Origin of the sequence: Flavobacterium sp. HSC-32F16, assembly GCF_024171645.1 — a bacterium.
Classification (GTDB): Bacteria; Bacteroidota; Bacteroidia; order Flavobacteriales; family Flavobacteriaceae; genus Flavobacterium.
This window is the reverse complement of the sequence record NZ_JALKAC010000012.1, coordinates 137,815-153,937: the sequence shown is the minus strand read 5'-3', so window position 1 is coordinate 153,937 and position 16,123 is coordinate 137,815. Positions and strand designations below refer to the sequence as shown.

Below are 16,123 nucleotides of genomic sequence, written 5' to 3'. Positions count from 1 at the left end.
TGCAGGAAATTTTCCTGTCAGTATTACATCACCGCACCAGACGAATCCCTGAGAACTGCCATTGATGTCTTGGATGGAAAAAATTACGATATGATGTACGGCTGTGCCCTTTAGGAGTAACAATAGAAGCGCCTCTTAATACCATCTGGTTTACCATAAACTTGCCGTTGTATTCTCCAATTGCCCCTGCTTCTTTAGTATATCGAGGATAGGGCAGATATGCGCTTGCAGTCCACTCCCATCTTTCTCCCCAATTAAAAAATCCACTTGCCGCTTCCCACTCTTCTTCCAAAGGCAGACGCATGCCTTTCCATGCCGCAAAGGCAGATGCCTCATAAAAATTAACATGACAGACTACTTGTTCCGGATCTATATCTGTTAGTCCTCCAAAAGTGTAATACTTCCAACTTCCTTCTATCAAATGCCAGTATAAGGGAGCTTGGGCCTTTTGCTGCTTTACCCAATCCCAGCCTTCCGAATGCCAATATCTAAAATTCTCATACCCTCCTTCTTTTATGAATTCGAGGTATTCTGAGTTCGTTACAAGAGATGATGCAATTTCAAAAGTTTCCAGATATTTTTTATGGCGTCCTGACTCGTTATCAAAACTAAAGCCGGTGCCGTTATATCCTATTTCATAAATACCTTCAGATAGTGTAATATAGCCCTTATCTTCCTGAGAAAGAACAACCTTCTGCTGTTTACTGTAAGCGGGGAAAAGGGGATTATGTCCTAAAATATATTTAATATCCGTGAGAAGTAACTCCTGATGCTGCTGTTCGTGATTTAATCCTAATTCCAAAACAGCGTACAGCTGCTTTGAAAGTACTGCTTTTTCTAAAAAATCTTTCATCTGCTGATCTACATAAGCTCGGTAAGCATAGATATCTGAAACCGAAGGACGGCTTAAATTCCCGCGATCTGTACGCACAACCCTTGCTCCTACACTTTCATAGTAGCTGTTAAAAACAAAATTATACTGCGTATTAAATACCTTATATCCAGAAAAATGAGGACTAAGAATAAAGGTTTCAAAAAACCAGGTTGTGTGTCCTAAATGCCATTTAGGCGGACTAACATCAACTATAGGCTGTACTACATAATCTTCTGTTTGCAGAGGCCTGCAGATTGTCTCTGAATGCTGTCGTATTTTTCTATACCTCGCCAATAAATCCTGCGTATCTTTTTTTACTGCTGTCTCTTTCATAATTAGTATTTTAAACTGCTTTCCAAAAGACATCCACAAACCATCCCCTGCTGTCCATAATACTATAAACAGGCTCAAATCCTGACTGCAATGCCATTTTCCGGGTATCCTCCATTGAAAATTTCTGTGAAACTTCCATATAAATAGGTTCATTCTCTCCAAAATGAAATACATGATCTCCAATTGAAACGCTCTGCTCTTGCAGACTGATCAGGTAACTTTTGCAGGCTCCGGTAAGAGGATCATACGTTTCATAATGCTCAAATTTATCGAGATTAAAATCAGCCTGCAACTCTTTATTTATACGTTCCAATAAATTAAGATTAAAAGAGGCCGTAACACCATCTTTATCATTGTAAGCATTCAATATGGTATTGGGTTCTTTTTTTAAGTCAAAACCAATCATAACCACATCATCCTTGTTAAGATTATTGCGCAGTTCAGAACAGAAACGGTACGCTTCTTCGATCTCCATATTTCCTATATTGCTTCCCAAAAACAAGATTACTTTTCTTCGTAAGGAAAGCTGCGACGCTTTGTGCAGCATCTCAAAATATTCTCCTTCGAGACATACTATGTCCAGTCCTGAAATATTCTCTTTCAGTTTATCATCCAGAATCGAAAGAATATTGCTCGATATATCGATAGGCATATATCTGAAATCCGTGTCCAGATTTTTGAGGTATCGGAGCACATGCATGGATTTAGATGCGTCTCCCGCCCCTAACTCGATGAGATCAAAAGGGGTCTGGTCTGCACTGATTCCTCTGGCTATTTCTGCAGTTTTGTTTTCAAATATATCCATCTCACATCGGGTAAGATAGTAATCCGGCAGGGCCATAATTTCCTGAAAAAGACGGTCTCCTCGCTGGTCATAAAAATATTTTGACTGCAGCTGTTTGGGATATTGATTAAGTCCTTTAATGACATCGTGAAGAAATGTTTTGGCATTTTGCTGTTCTACTCTTATCTTTTCTCTTACAACTGTATCTGATAATTTCATTGTCTTTTATTTTTTGTTTTATTTAATACAGGCAGTATACCATCTGTGAAATGTAAAAAGCTGCTTACCTAAAGGTATGTTTTATCATACTGAAAAAAGCTCTCTATTAAACAGAATCTTAACTTAAAAAACTAAACACTTTACTTTTAAACACAACATATCGGCATTTCAAACGGATCACAAAAAATGAACTTGATGCCTATTTCTGCAATAAAAAACGAACGGGATTTTCAAATAATACACCAATCTAAAATATGCGGGAGAATCGCAGCGCAACTATATTTGGAAAAGAAGAAACCTGGTATGGACAAGATCTGTTAAATTAAGCTTAGAAGTAAAAAAAGATCAAAAATTTTCAATAAATAAAAAGGGATTTATACTATACACTATGCTTTTTATCACTTTTCATTACTGTCCAAAATCATACTAAAAAATAATTCAATAAAGCCTAAAAACTAACTAATAAAAAAAAGATGAGCTTTACGGCTCATCTTTTTTATTTTCTGCTGACATTGATTCCATTTAAACCGATTAGAGTTTTAAATCTCATATCCATGATTTAAACCACTTCGAAAACAAAAACTTTTAATTCTTACGATGTTTAATTAATCGGGATAGTAAATGCAGCCATTTTTGAAGTATTCTATTCAAAATTAGTAGACCTTACTTCCTGAAATTGTAAGTCTATGCTCCGTTATTATTGAAGGACAGCAATGACCGTCGTTTTCTGCGTATTCTAATTTTTCAACATAAATATTACCGTTACTGATTTTATCAAATCTAAATAGTGTATCGGGATCATATCCTCCAATAACCTTAACATCATATCCATTATTCTGATATAGGGTTAAACCCTGTCCAACAATTGCATTTCCTCCATCTCTTGGAACAAGAGAAAAATAGATTACAACATCTTCAATGCCGTCGCCTGTAAAATCTCCTGTATATGATTCTTGACCATCAAGTATCGCATCATGGGATTTCAAAATTTTTGGTAAATAATTTTTGAATTGTTTTTCTGCAAGTCTTACAGCATCATTTGTTGATATTTTAGGCCTGCTAATTTGATTTTCTTTTATAGACAATTCTTTTTCTTTTAGTAATAATTCTTTTTCCCTAATTTCCAATTCTTTTTCTTTATTTGAAGTATTGCAACTTACGAGAGCTAAAAAAAAAGATATTATGCTGATTTTAATATTTATGTTCATTTAAATGTAAGGTTTATTTTTTTTGATTATTCTTTACAGCAGTTTCTATGGCTTCTTTTCAATTGAACCGTTAGAATTAATAATAAAGGAGCGTCCGGTCATCTTCTTTGAAAACCCTTTGTCGGTGTAGAAGAACACATTGCCAGTCAGGAACATCGAAATCTTCTGCTTATCACCTCTGTTCAGAGGCATGCCATTGAATGATGCCTTGATCTCAGTGCTGCCAGTACCTACACTATATAAAGAAGCCTGCGAGATGAAATGCGAATCGCCGCTAGTAATTATGCTGGCCTCCACCTGTACGTATGACTCTGCGGTTCCAATGGTATCGGATATCTCGCTTTTCTGCGCATCTTTGAACTTGTCCTTCCAGCCTTCTGGAAGCGTAATTACCTTATTTGACAGCAGGATCCGTTCAGATTTTCCCGGTCCTTGGCAGGAAATAAGGCAGATCATTAACGTTAATCCGGCGACCGAATAAAATAGATTTCTTATCATAATTTCCTTGGTTTTTATGTAAATCTTAGTCTTTTATATTTTTCATATTCAAAGTTATTCTAATCCCTTTAAAAAGTAACACGTAGATTTACTTGTTTTGTCATATTGAAATCGAGTTTCCATACACTTCTCTACTGTCTTATCACTATAATAAAGCCATTTAGCAAATATATCCAATAAAAAAAGGCTGTTTCATAAATTATGAAACAGCCTCTCCTATCTTGTAAGAGACCCCTAAAACAGCTTTTAGTATAAATAGTTCAGCGCTGTAACATCATTAGCATTGAAAGCTCCGGTCTCGCTTGAACTGAAACATGCCCTCATATAAGAAGTAGCATCATATCCTGATGGGGTTCCCGGGATAAGAATTGCTCCAACACCTGCAGTTCCTTCGTTTGAATTCTGCCCGCAGCTTTGACGGCTGAACCAGTCTGTGTGTCGCAGGCCAATACAATGTCCTATTTCATGGGCTGCTACGTGTGCATTTACATTTGTTGAATAAGAATCCAATCCGGAATATAAAGTAACTGAATTATATGGATTTCCTCCAGTAGGGAAACCGGCTACTCCGCCGGCAGAACCGGTTTGTCTCCGCACCACAATATTTGCACCAGAAGTACTTGAGCTGAAGGTTAATGTAAAGTTGATAGATAATCCTAAATTATTGTATCTGTTTATGGCTGCCTGCAGTCCATTACGCATATTGGTAGTCAGAGCTGTCGTACCAGTGCCTGATAATCCAACTACTCTAATAGTTCTTGGAGCCGACACTAAATTTGTAGTACGGTATTGTTCTGTAGTAATACCTCCGTGAAGATCCATTTTGTTTAATTGATCCTGAGTGATGATAATATCACCCTCTACCAGGAATGCATCTTCAACGACACCCTCTAAATTAGTATTCTGAATCACCTGAACATCTGAAGTGTTTAAGGAAAGTGATTTAAGTTTATTTAACACCTCTGGTGTTACTTTAAGAGACTCTTGGCCTGATACCACAGCCTCATCTTCTTTATTACAAGATAACAGCAGTAATGCCGTAAATGACATAATCAGGATTGATTTAATTTTTTTCATAATAATTTCTTTAGTTTGTTAAATAAATTGATAGACGGGGGTTCTTTTACAAAATATTGTAATATTTATTATCAAATTTATATAAATTTTAATCTTAAAATACTTATAAAATTAATATTTAACAAAATTAACACTTTTTGTTATATTATTGTTATGCTGATTTTTAACCCTAATTCTCTTAAAATTGGTCACAGCCCTTTAATTTACAGTAAAATGTAAATCAATACGTTACTAAAAAAAGAGTCTATTAAAATTTTATTTTGTTCTGCAGAGGTTAAAAACTTATTTGTAAATCTGATTACGATTCAAAAATATAGTTACACTCTTGCAAGAGAATAGTATTTAAACAGATATAGATGGTTAACAAGAAAAAAAATAATAAAATTTTTACAAATATTTTAATAACTTTGGTTCACTTGCAGCAGATTACTAGTTCATATCGAAAATTATTAGCTGTAAAAATTCCCTTTTGCCCAATCAAAATTAAGAGGTGCTAAAAAACCTGCGGACGCTTTAAACCTACAGTACATGAAAAGCACAATTACTTTTTTCATTCTTATGATAAGCACAATCAGTTTCTCTCAAAGACCTGAGCAATGGAAGCAATACATAAAAAAGGAAAACGAAATAAAACTTGAAAAATATTATTTTACTTCTTTAGAAAATGCACATCACAACCATTATAAAATTGTAAAAAAACTCGACAGTACATTTTGTATTATTGAAAATCAAAGTGCTGTATTTAACAAGTCTATCGAAAAGATGCTCCCGGCTAATAATTTATGGAAACTGCCGTCTAATTTTTCAAATCATAAAGAGGATAAAACGTATATACTGGCCTCGGATTCTCTACAAGGGATAATTGCTGACTTGAGATCAGTAAACATTTCTGACATCAAAATACTCGATAACCATTTTGTAATGATAAAGAGCGATTCCAAAAAAATTATGGATCAGGTAATCCCCCTAAGCAGTGTATCTTCTATTTCGCAGGAATCACTTCTGCCACGGGCTGAATCTAAAATAACGGATCAAAATTTTAGCATTAATTATATCAATAAAGCCCAAGCGGCTTTTCCTCTTTTAAGGGGTGAGGATCAAACTGCGGTAATCAAAGATGATTTTTTTGATGTAAATGATATTGATCTTTTAAATAAACACATTCCTTCTGCAACACAATCTGCTGTTATATCCAGCCATGCTACGGCTATGGCTACTATAATCGGCGGTTTAGGCAATAGTTCTTTATTAGGAAAAGGTGTCGCCCCAAAGTCAAGGCTCCTATCATCTGATTTTATGAATATTTATCCTGATGCAATCGAAACTCTACAAGGAGCTTCCACTGCAAATCATTCCTACGGTACAGTAATTGAGAATTTCTATGGTTCGCTTGCTAATACTTATGACAATCAATTGTTCTTAAACTCAGATTTGACCCATTGTTTCTCTTCTGGAAATACAGGGCTTCAGGGTTATAAATCTATTACTGGTAATTTCAAGCAGTCCAAAAACAGTATTGTATTGGGCTGTGTTGATCAAAACGAAGTAATTATGCCTTTTTCTTCAAAAGGTCCGGCTTATGACGGACGGATAAAACCGGAGCTGGCAGCGTTCAGTACACAGGGAACTTCAAATTCCACAGCATTGGCCGCAGGAATTATTACGCTGATGAAACAACATTATAAAAACATAAACAACAGACCGCTGACTAATGCCATGACAAAAGCCATTTTGATTAACAGTGCCAAAGATCTAGGTAGTCCTGGTCCTGATTTTACCTATGGTTACGGCAATATAAATGCTTATAAATCCTTAAAAACCATCAGCGAAAACAGAATCCTATCCGGCAGCTTGACCTCTGGCCAGACTGAGGCTCACACTATCAATGTTCCGGAAAATGCAAAAAACTTAAAAATCACCTTAGTCTGGAACGATCTGCCCGCTGCAATCAACAGTAATATCAGTTTGGTAAACGATTTAGACCTGGAAGTTATTATGGCTGACAATACTGCTTTTTTACCGTGGATACTTAACCCCAATGCTCCTGATCAGCAGGCGTTGAGGGGAAAAGACCAACTTAACAATATAGAGCAGGTAACTATTGAGAATCCCATATCAGGATCCTGCACAATCCATATCATGGGTTCATATGTTTCGAATACTTCTCAGCCTTACAGCATCGCTTATGAATATGAATTAAAGAATCAATTTCAATGGAATTACCCCGTTATAAATGATAATTTCCCCTATGATGGTAAAACGATTTCACCTTTCAAATGGGATTCTTCTTTTTCGGGTAAATCCGCAGAATTGTCTATCAGCTATAATAATGGACAAACTTGGGAAATTATAGCAGACGGCGTCAATCTGGATTCTGGACAATTTACCTATACTCCTTCTGAAAAAAGACTTTCAAAAGCAAAATTAAAAATGACCATCGATGATGCTGAATATATCTCTGATACCTTTATTATTTCTTATGATTTAAATATCCGTACCAGCTTGGTTTGTGACGGCACAACAGAAGTTAATTGGGATAAACCCGCCGATGCTGCTTCTTTTAATATCTATCAGCTGAACGGAGATTATTTTGAATTTAAAGAACAAACAACAAGCGCCGGTTATACTTATACAGATGGAAAGATTTATACAGTTACCCCATTGTTTGATAACAGCGAAGGAATAAAAAGTGAGTCCACTTTACAGTATGCTCAAAACTCAAATTGTTATTTTGAGCTGGCTTTTGCCGAAGTTTATCAGGAAAATAAAGTGAAGATTGACGCCAGTCTTTTCAGCTTGCACAATATCAAAAGAATTGAGCTGTTAAAAATAATTAACAATGTCCAGAGTATTGTCAGCACAATAAATGAAATCAATTCAAAAACATTCTTCTTTTTAGATACCGAGCCGGCTAAGGGCAGTAATCAATATAAAATAAATTTAATTTTAGATAATAATAATGTAGTAAGTTCTCCAATTCTTGATGCCAATTATTCGGGCAGTAATTTGTTTTTTATCCATCCTACATTATTGAGCAAAAATGAAGAATTAAGTATTGAAGCTCAAAAAGAGCAGAACGCTGTTTTTTATCTCTACACTATGAGCGGACAAAATACAATTACTTCCCCCTTAAGTTCCATAACCAATCACATTAATCTAAAAAATCCTGCCGCAGGAATTTATATCTACAAAATCATTACAAGTTCTGGCGCAGTGCAGACAGGAAAAATTGCTGTTTTTTAAACATTTTATGAATTCGGAAGAATCATAATGATCCCGTTACTATAAAAAATAAACAAAAATGGATAAGTATTTTTGCATTGCTTGATTGGTGATGTACTGTTATGCTGATTGAACAATATTTTTTTCTTCAAAAAATTTTCTCATGTTTTTTGAACAATTACAGTAATTCTGACAGATATGCTAAATCAAGAAAATCACTGCTTAATTTTTATCTGATTACCTCAAGATCCCCATTAGGTTTTGGACGATGCAGGAGAAGTGAATAAATATAAAAATCTTCGTCTGTTAATCCTAAGAAAGCAGATTTCCCTAAAAACTCATTATCAGTTCTGATCAAACCTACTACTTTCCCATTTCCATAAAATACTAATTTGTAATGCTCTAGATTAAAATCCTGTTTCTTATTGATATCTTTATTAATCTCAGTGATTAATTTTTCTGAATCTTCTCTTTTAGACAAATAAAAAGCCTGAGCATTCTCAAGCTGTCTGTTGTAATATTTTTTTGCTATATTTTCAATCCTTTTCTCTCTATAGTCATCCATCATCTCCTTATAAAAGGATTCTACTTCCTTTTTTAAACTGACATTGTTTTCTTTTGTTAAATCAACACTATCCGTCCATCCATTTAATTTATAAGGAACATTCGATTCAAAAGGAATATATACTTTTTTGAACGATTCATTTTTATCAGAATAATCTATTTTTTTAGCAAAAACAGTAACTTCCTTTTTATTTTCTGTTCTGGTCATTCTAAGATCAAATGAAAATTCATTTCCTAATAACTTATCCAAATGACCATTATCATCCACTTTGGGCAAAATCAAAACTTTAATTTCGGACTTTTTACGCCCTAAAATAAAATTATTCAATGGAAGTGATACGGATTTCATACCACTCTCATTATAAGCTGTGTATACCGGCATATCATCTAATAAAATAACATAAGAGCAGTCACCGGTATGCAAAAACAGCCAATATTCAGGTTGTTCATCAAAACTTTTAACCTTTTCATATATATCACTTAAATTAAAACTTTCCATTTTACTGCTTTTATTTTGTGAGTAAACTGTACCAGTTATTAGTATCAAGGCAAACAGGGATATTTTTCCTAAAATCATAATTAATTATTTTAAATATATTTTCTTTATTGAAATATATGATCAAGCTAGTTTTTTCCTGCTTTGTACCTGAAAAAAATATGTTTTTTAAATGATCAAATTACAAAAAAAAACTGTAATAGGAAACGCACTTTAATAAACAAAAACTTTCTCTATCCAAAAGAAAGCTGAGGTATTAACAGCCTTTTGAACTAAATCAAAAAAACCGAAAAGCGGGTTAAATTTTTTAATCCACTTTTCGGTTTTTTATGTTTATTCCGTTTGCAAAATTTTGTTTAACATGAATAATTGTCCTTTAAATATCTGCTCTTTTATTAATAAGCTTCTGCTTTTTAAATTGATATACTGAACCGGCAATAAAGAATAGTAATAAAATGAGAAGCGTATTCCCAATTACAGGATCTGTTATATCTTTGGCTAATGGATGTCTCAGCGGAATTCTTGTAAATGTTTCATTGACGGTTGGAACAAGAGACAGAAAAAAACTAAAAGACAACCAAAAGTTTTCAAAATAACGGGCTCTTGCGCTGGTTTTCCTTTTTGAATTTAATACGCAGGCTCCCAGTACCATAATCACGATTAAAATAGAAAAAATATGTCCCGGATTGAATCCGCCGTGTTTTGAAATACCTAATGAGGTTAATGAAGTAATGATTGTTCCGTAAAAATATATTTTTCCAGAGGCCATGTTTAAATTGATCTTACCGTATTTGATAAAATCTGCTAAAGCGGCTGCAATTGCTGCAATACCAATAATTGTGTGAAAAATTCCTAAACTTGATAATCCCATTTTTATTAATTTAAGTTGTTTGAAAATACACTACAAACTTCCGATTCATAAGCGGGATTTGATTTGTCGATTAGTCCAATTATTTGGCAATTTAGTTCACAAAAACAACATCCATTTAGATCAATCTAAAGAATGCTTGTTGGTTACAAACTATAAAAAAAATCACTGCTAATTACTGTTTATTATTGCTTTTCTGGCGGTAATTAGTAGGACTGGTGTTGTATTGTCTTGTAAAGCTTTTTGTGAAATTTGCCAGATCATTAAAACCGCAGTCAAATGCAATTGTACTGATCCTTTTATCAGAAAGCTCAAGCAGTTCAGCCGCTTTTTCCAGCTTTTTAGCTTTAATATAATTGGCAGGTGTATCGTTGTATATTTTTGCAAATTCACGTTTAAAAGATGATACGCTTAAATTACAAGTATGTGCCAGCTCTTCAATTGTAAGTTGTGAGAGCAAATTGGCTTCAATTATTTGCTTAAAACTAAAGGTAGAAGGAGAAAAAAGCTGCGATAGGATAAGCCGTACCGATTCTGAATTTTGTGTCTGTGACAATAGAAGTATAATCTCCTTAACTTTTAGCACCAATATATCTTCATTAATCAAAGATGGGTTTTCAAAATAAAATAATAATCCTTCAATATATTTCTGAATCAAAAAATCATTGTTTATTTTTTCACTTGATTTATTAGATACTACGTTATTGGGCTTCTGAAGCAATAACGGAAACTCTTTGTCGTATATTTTTTTTAATATCTCTGGATAGAAGGTAATTATAACAATCTCACAATTACTGCTAAAATTTGAACTGTGCAGTTGTTTTCCAGAAACTACACAATTTAATAACAGAGAGTAATTTGAAACAATGTTTATCTGTTGATCATCAAATTGGTAAACCACTTCTCCTTCTCTTACATATAAAAAACAAGCCTGCTCCGCTGTTGGAAAATCAAAGTTAAAAGGTGATGTTAATTCAATTTTCTGAATAAGTGTTTTACCATATAAATCGTGCTTTCTATAATTGTTCACCATAACTTTTTAAATATAATAAGCTACTAATTAAATAATTATCAATTGAAATTTTATAACTAAAGCCATATAAGTTGGCATAAATTTATATAATCCTGTGATAAAACTGCTTTAGTTCTACTAATATTTATTCTCAGCAAAAATTACGAGATAAAATCAAACAATAAAGTATTCGAATATGGAAGATATAAAAAAACTTAGAAATGGCCTTAAAGGAAAAAATGTTGTTATAACAGGTGCAAGCAGCGGTGTTGGACGTGCAGCAGCAGAAGCATTCGCACATGAAGGCTGTAATTTAGTAATAGTAGCCAGAGGACAGAAAGGTATTAATGATACTGTGGACTATTGCCGGAGATTAAATATTCAGGCGATTGGTATCTCTGCAGATATGTCAATTGCAGAAGATGTTGAAAAAGTAACTGCTGAAGCTCTTGCACTTGGAGGAAAAATTGATATCTGGGTTAATAATGCAGGTGTTATGGCCAGTGGAAAATTTGAGGAAATTCCGTTAGAAATTCATCAGCAGGTAATTAAAACTAACTTATTTGGATATATGCATGGAGCTTACAACGCAATTAAAGTTTTTAAAGAACAAAATGAAGGAATTTTGATTAATAATATTTCAATTGGAGGATTTATGCCTGCTCCTTACAGTGCCGTATATTCGGCTTCTAAATATGGAATCAGGGGTATGATGGAATGTATTCAGGGAGAAATATCTAACAAGAAACATATTCATATCTGCAACCTTTATCCTCAATTACAAAACTCTACAGGTAATCTCCATTCAGCGAAATACTCCGGCTTTGATATGACAATTCCTTTTATAGCTTCAGACCCCAGGGTTACTGCTGCCAAAATGGTTGAACTTGCAAAACATCCGCAAAAAGATTTGTTTCCGGATTTTCGGGCCGCCGCAATTACAAACACTTATAAATTGTTTCCAAAACTGATAATTAACACCACCTCTGCTGTTGTTCGGGCAAAAATGAGCCTTAATAAGGAGAAGGAAAATGATTCAGGAAACGTTTTAACAAATTCTAAAGAGCCATTACGAGTTTATGGAAATCCGCCTTCAAAAACTTCAAATAATCTTAAACTAGCATTGTTCGCAGGTATTGCGGCTACTATTGGAATCCTCTTAACTAAAAAAAGTTTCAAAACAGAGTAAATAATCTATAATAAATTAATAATAAAGATATTGATCACAAAAAAAATCATTTTTTTGCCGATTCTTCTGGCATAATTATACCTCTTAATAATTCAATAAGTTTTTTAAAATCCCCTTGTTTCTTTAAAAATTGTACTTTTTTAAATTTGTCTTCAGCGTCTTTTAACATGGTGCCTGAATGTCCTGAGTAAAGTACAACTGGTATTTTTTTCAGTTCTTTTACATCACGCAGCAATTTAAGAAACTCAGTTCCATCAAGATAAGGCATATGGTAATCCAGAAAAATTATATCAGGAGATAGTTTTGAATTTTGCAGCTTTTTTAAAGCATCCAGCGCATTATTTTCTACTGAGTATTTAATCTTTTGATTAATTGCATTTACAGCCATTACAAATATTTCTGTCTCATCAGTATCATCGTCTACAAGTAATATATTTCTGTACTTCATACAACTAAATTAAATGAGAATAAAATTTAAGGTTTTACACAATTACGTTTTCCTATTATACAATTTCCATTAATTAGCTATTCCGTATAATCAGTAGAGTCACTGCTAATCAATAAAAAAAAGACCAAACATTAAATGTTTGGTCTTTTTTTTATCCATTTTGAGGTTTCGAAATCATTGCTCTTATTTAGTGATTGTCAAATTCTCTACGATTGTAAAAATTATCATCATCACTATCAGATCCAAAACCTGAATCATTTTTAGGATAGTATGATTTCAGTACATTTCTTTCGTAATCCCTGTCAAAATTATGCTGTCTGTTATATCTGCTTGTGTTTCTAAATGTTTCATAAGCAATACTGTTAGCCATAACAATTTTTGTGTCTTTATTTATACTTACTGATCCAATTGGTATTATAATATGACTGTCTCCGTCCTTATAAACAAATTCTCTTCCGTTGTCGTTTGCTATAGCATCATGTATCTCATTATGACTATCTTCAATTAATTTTTTATCGACGTTTACATCAAGATAAACAACGCGCTGCATATCTTTATTAACCCAAAGATTATCTATTGTTCCTATAGTACGATTGTCGGCATCTACTATTTTCCAGCCTCTTACATCAGAATAGTTTGAGGCAATTTTGTAACCAGAAAGTTCGTCCATTCTGTATAAATTTCTTTCTTTATTTTCCATATGTTTTTTTTTAATATTGACTATAATTTTTCTGCTGCTTCCAGTAAATAAAACTCTAAAATGCAGACAGTCAATTTCTATTAGCAGCAAAAATATCTTCTAACGTGTTTAAACTTTAAAGTACTGCTTTACTCACAAATAATTAATTTGCTATAGTGTCTGTACTTGCCGCATTTTCGATTTCTACGTTTCTTTCAGTTGTTGTCTCGTTATCCCTTAAGAATACGAAGTATACAAGTGCTGCGATTAACAGTACCACTGCTATCCATGGCCATACTGGCTTTTTTTTCTCAATTTTAATTTCTGCCATAACTTATTATTTTGATTATAAATATTTTAACTTAATAATAAAGGTACAAATGCAGATACTGCTTCGTAGTATTTAATTTCCGCAAGAAGTTATACAATTCCCAGCAGATTAAATTTAAATACAAAATACAGCAGAAGAAAATTAATATCATTTGAGAAGACAGAGATGACATTTGAAAGTATGCACAAGGAAAATTTATTAAGCCTTCCTTCTGGAAATAATCAGATCAAAAAACTAAAAGCTGTTATAATGGAATTAAAATAGAAAGAGAATTATTCGGTAAAAAATATTTTTTATAGATGATCTATTTAAATTTAGAACCTCAACTATTTTTTAAACTAAGCTAAAAGTTCTTCTAATTTGTTTTTTAATATATCCTCATTTATATGACCAAAATGCATTCCTAAAATACTATAATTGTTGTCGAAGATAATAAATGATGGAGTTCCTTTTAATTGGTTAAGTGTAAAGGTTTCTGCAATTAAAGGAATATGGGAGTAATGTGATTTAATTTTTGCGGTTAAAATCTTTTTTTCTTTTTCAGAAAAATTTATAAAATTTGGAATAGCATTACAAATCAATTCAATCTTATCTGAATCTATTAATTCTTGAGAAGATATGATACTGTCAAAAGCTGCTGGAAATTTTATCTTCTCTAAATAGTTAGAAACTCCATAATTTGTATTGTAATATTTTTTGACTTCTCCCACCAGCGTACCATTATTCAATAACAGCTTTAAGTTTGCTTCGTTATTATATTCAAAATCTTCAAAAGCTGTAGCTACGCCAATAAAACCTACATTGTTACTAAATAATTCATAAAGATTATTCACAATAGGAATACCATATATAAAACAACCCGGACAATTTACTTGAAATACAAATGCTAAATTTATTTTATTTGGTATAAATTCTCCCTGAACTGCTTTCTGAATATTGAGATGAAATTTTGACATAGTAAAAAAAATTATTTATGGATAAACAGACATTAATCAAATAATTGCATTAGTCTGGAATATTTAATTTATCATTCTAATTATACCCAAAAGTAGTTAGGATTACTAACTTGTTAATAGTCCAGTTTATACAATATCTGAGATTTTCTGGTTTTTAAGCAAGTTAATTTTTATCCTTCTATAATTACTTTACGGTGCTTTATTCCCCACTCGGCCAAGTCATTTATGATAGTTTTTAATGTCAATCCATATTCTGTGAGCTGATAATGAATTGTTACAGGCTGAGTATCCAGAACTGTTCGTTTTATAAGTTTATTTATCTCCAATTCTTTTAATTCTTTGCTTAACATTTTATTAGATATTCCGTTTACATCATTTAAAATATCTGTAAATCTTCTTTTATTATGATAACAGATTGATGAAATAATAGAAATTTTCCATTTCCCATTCAATATATCCATTGTATCATGGACAGCTATTATCTCTCTTCTGTGCTCAATCTGACATTCGTTACTCATAGGTTACTTTGTTACTCAAATGTTACTGTTACTTTTAGTTACAAAGTAACAATAATAAACTTTACTAATCTAACTTTGCTTTATAAATTTAAAATATATCAAAATGAATTTTACAAACAAAAATGTCCTTATTACAGGAGGAACTACAGGAATTGGATTAGCAACAGCAAAAGAATTTATAAAAGCAGGTGCAAACGTTTGGATTACGGGAAGAAACAGCGAAAATCTTGAAAATGCGGCAACCGAAATTAACAGTTCAAAATTAAAAACTATAGTTTCTGATACGTCAAACTTATCTAACCTTTCTGTATTGGAACAAGCTTTTGCAGAAGGTGGAAATAAATTAGATGTTCTTTTCTTAAATGCAGGAATAGCAGTATTCAGCCCAATTGAAGAAGTAACTGAAGCCGATTTTGATGCACAGTTTAATACCAATGTTAAAGGCCATTTCTTTACACTTCAAAAACTAATTCCTCATTTAGCAGAAGGTTCATCAGTAATATTTACTTCTTCAACAGTAGCAACAGCGGCTAATTTAGGAACCAGTATCTACTCTGCTACTAAGGGAGCTTTAAATAAAATTGCTCAGATTGCTGCAAACGAATTGGCAGGCAGAAAAATTCGTGTCAATATTGTAAGTCCTGGTCCAGTTTCTACACCTGGTCTTCATAAAGTGGTACCAGAGGAAGCAAAAGAATATTTAGCAGGTGCTACTGCAATGCAAAGATTGGGCGATCCGGCCGAGATAGCAAAAACAGTATTATTTCTTTCTTCAGACGATGCAAGTTTTATTACTGGAACTGAGCTCTTAGCTGATGGAGGATATATAAACTTTGCTTTAAAATAA

General features: G+C 32.9%; 16 protein-coding genes. 3 read left to right on the top strand and 13 right to left on the bottom strand.

What is annotated here, in order from left to right; translation table 11 throughout:
• Positions 1-28: 28 nt before the first annotated feature.
• The 5 genes from egtB to L1276_RS24145 form a co-directional block, all read right to left on the bottom strand.
• The gene (egtB, locus tag L1276_RS24165; RefSeq protein WP_253792354.1) at positions 29-1,207 is read right to left on the bottom strand and encodes an ergothioneine biosynthesis protein EgtB; all 1,179 of its coding nucleotides are present in this window, start codon (positions 1,205-1,207) and stop codon (positions 29-31) included.
• Positions 1,208-1,217: 10 nt separating this feature from the next.
• Positions 1,218-2,210, bottom strand: coding sequence for an L-histidine N(alpha)-methyltransferase (locus L1276_RS24160; RefSeq protein ID WP_253792352.1), 993 nt, complete (start codon positions 2,208-2,210; stop codon positions 1,218-1,220).
• 653 nt (positions 2,211-2,863) lie between these two features.
• Positions 2,864-3,418, bottom strand: coding sequence for a hypothetical protein (locus L1276_RS24155; protein WP_253792350.1), 555 nt, complete (start codon positions 3,416-3,418; stop codon positions 2,864-2,866).
• Between the two features lie 45 nt (positions 3,419-3,463).
• Positions 3,464-3,916, bottom strand: a complete 453-nt coding sequence (locus L1276_RS24150; RefSeq protein WP_253792348.1) for a hypothetical protein — start codon at positions 3,914-3,916, stop codon at positions 3,464-3,466.
• Between the two features lie 246 nt (positions 3,917-4,162).
• Positions 4,163-4,993, bottom strand: coding sequence for a M57 family metalloprotease (locus L1276_RS24145; RefSeq protein ID WP_253792346.1), 831 nt, complete (start codon positions 4,991-4,993; stop codon positions 4,163-4,165).
• Positions 4,994-5,521: 528 nt separating this feature from the next.
• Here L1276_RS24145 and L1276_RS24140 point away from each other — a divergent pair.
• Entirely contained in the window at positions 5,522-8,236 is a 2,715-nt protein-coding gene (locus L1276_RS24140) for a S8 family serine peptidase (RefSeq protein ID WP_253792344.1), read from the top strand.
• Between the two features lie 208 nt (positions 8,237-8,444).
• Here the strand turns inward: L1276_RS24140 and L1276_RS24135 are convergent, their stop codons facing one another.
• From L1276_RS24135 to L1276_RS24125, 3 genes are all read right to left on the bottom strand, one after another.
• Positions 8,445-9,356 (bottom strand): DUF3387 domain-containing protein, encoded by a 912-nt coding sequence (locus L1276_RS24135; protein ID WP_253792342.1) that lies wholly within the window; start codon positions 9,354-9,356, stop codon positions 8,445-8,447.
• Positions 9,357-9,651: 295 nt separating this feature from the next.
• On the bottom strand, positions 9,652-10,146 hold the full coding sequence (locus tag L1276_RS24130; RefSeq protein WP_253792340.1) for a hypothetical protein: 495 nt from the start codon (positions 10,144-10,146) through the stop codon (positions 9,652-9,654).
• 172 nt (positions 10,147-10,318) lie between these two features.
• Positions 10,319-11,176: an AraC family transcriptional regulator gene (locus L1276_RS24125; RefSeq protein ID WP_253792338.1), complete on the bottom strand. Its 858-nt coding sequence runs from the start codon at positions 11,174-11,176 to the stop codon at positions 10,319-10,321.
• Positions 11,177-11,351: 175 nt separating this feature from the next.
• On the opposite strand from L1276_RS24125, the gene L1276_RS24120 reads away from it, so the two are divergent.
• Positions 11,352-12,344 (top strand): SDR family NAD(P)-dependent oxidoreductase, encoded by a 993-nt coding sequence (locus L1276_RS24120; protein ID WP_253792336.1) that lies wholly within the window; start codon positions 11,352-11,354, stop codon positions 12,342-12,344.
• Between the two features lie 46 nt (positions 12,345-12,390).
• On the opposite strand, the gene L1276_RS24115 is transcribed toward L1276_RS24120, so the two are convergent.
• The 5 genes from L1276_RS24115 to L1276_RS24095 all read right to left on the bottom strand — a co-directional run bounded on the left by L1276_RS24115 (position 12,391) and on the right by L1276_RS24095 (position 15,276).
• Entirely contained in the window at positions 12,391-12,792 is a 402-nt protein-coding gene (locus L1276_RS24115) for a response regulator (protein WP_253792334.1), read from the bottom strand.
• Positions 12,793-12,979: 187 nt separating this feature from the next.
• Complete coding sequence (locus tag L1276_RS24110) at positions 12,980-13,492, bottom strand: PRC-barrel domain-containing protein (protein ID WP_253792332.1); 513 nt, start codon at positions 13,490-13,492, stop codon at positions 12,980-12,982.
• Between the two features lie 142 nt (positions 13,493-13,634).
• Entirely contained in the window at positions 13,635-13,802 is a 168-nt protein-coding gene (locus L1276_RS24105) for a hypothetical protein (RefSeq protein ID WP_253792331.1), read from the bottom strand.
• Between the two features lie 338 nt (positions 13,803-14,140).
• Entirely contained in the window at positions 14,141-14,758 is a 618-nt protein-coding gene (locus L1276_RS24100; RefSeq protein WP_253792330.1) for a hypothetical protein, read from the bottom strand.
• A 170-nt stretch (positions 14,759-14,928) separates the two neighbouring features.
• Positions 14,929-15,276, bottom strand: coding sequence for a helix-turn-helix domain-containing protein (locus L1276_RS24095; RefSeq protein WP_253792329.1), 348 nt, complete (start codon positions 15,274-15,276; stop codon positions 14,929-14,931).
• A 103-nt stretch (positions 15,277-15,379) separates the two neighbouring features.
• Between L1276_RS24095 and L1276_RS24090 the strand changes: the two genes are divergently transcribed.
• Positions 15,380-16,123 (top strand): SDR family oxidoreductase, encoded by a 744-nt coding sequence (locus L1276_RS24090; protein ID WP_253792328.1) that lies wholly within the window; start codon positions 15,380-15,382, stop codon positions 16,121-16,123.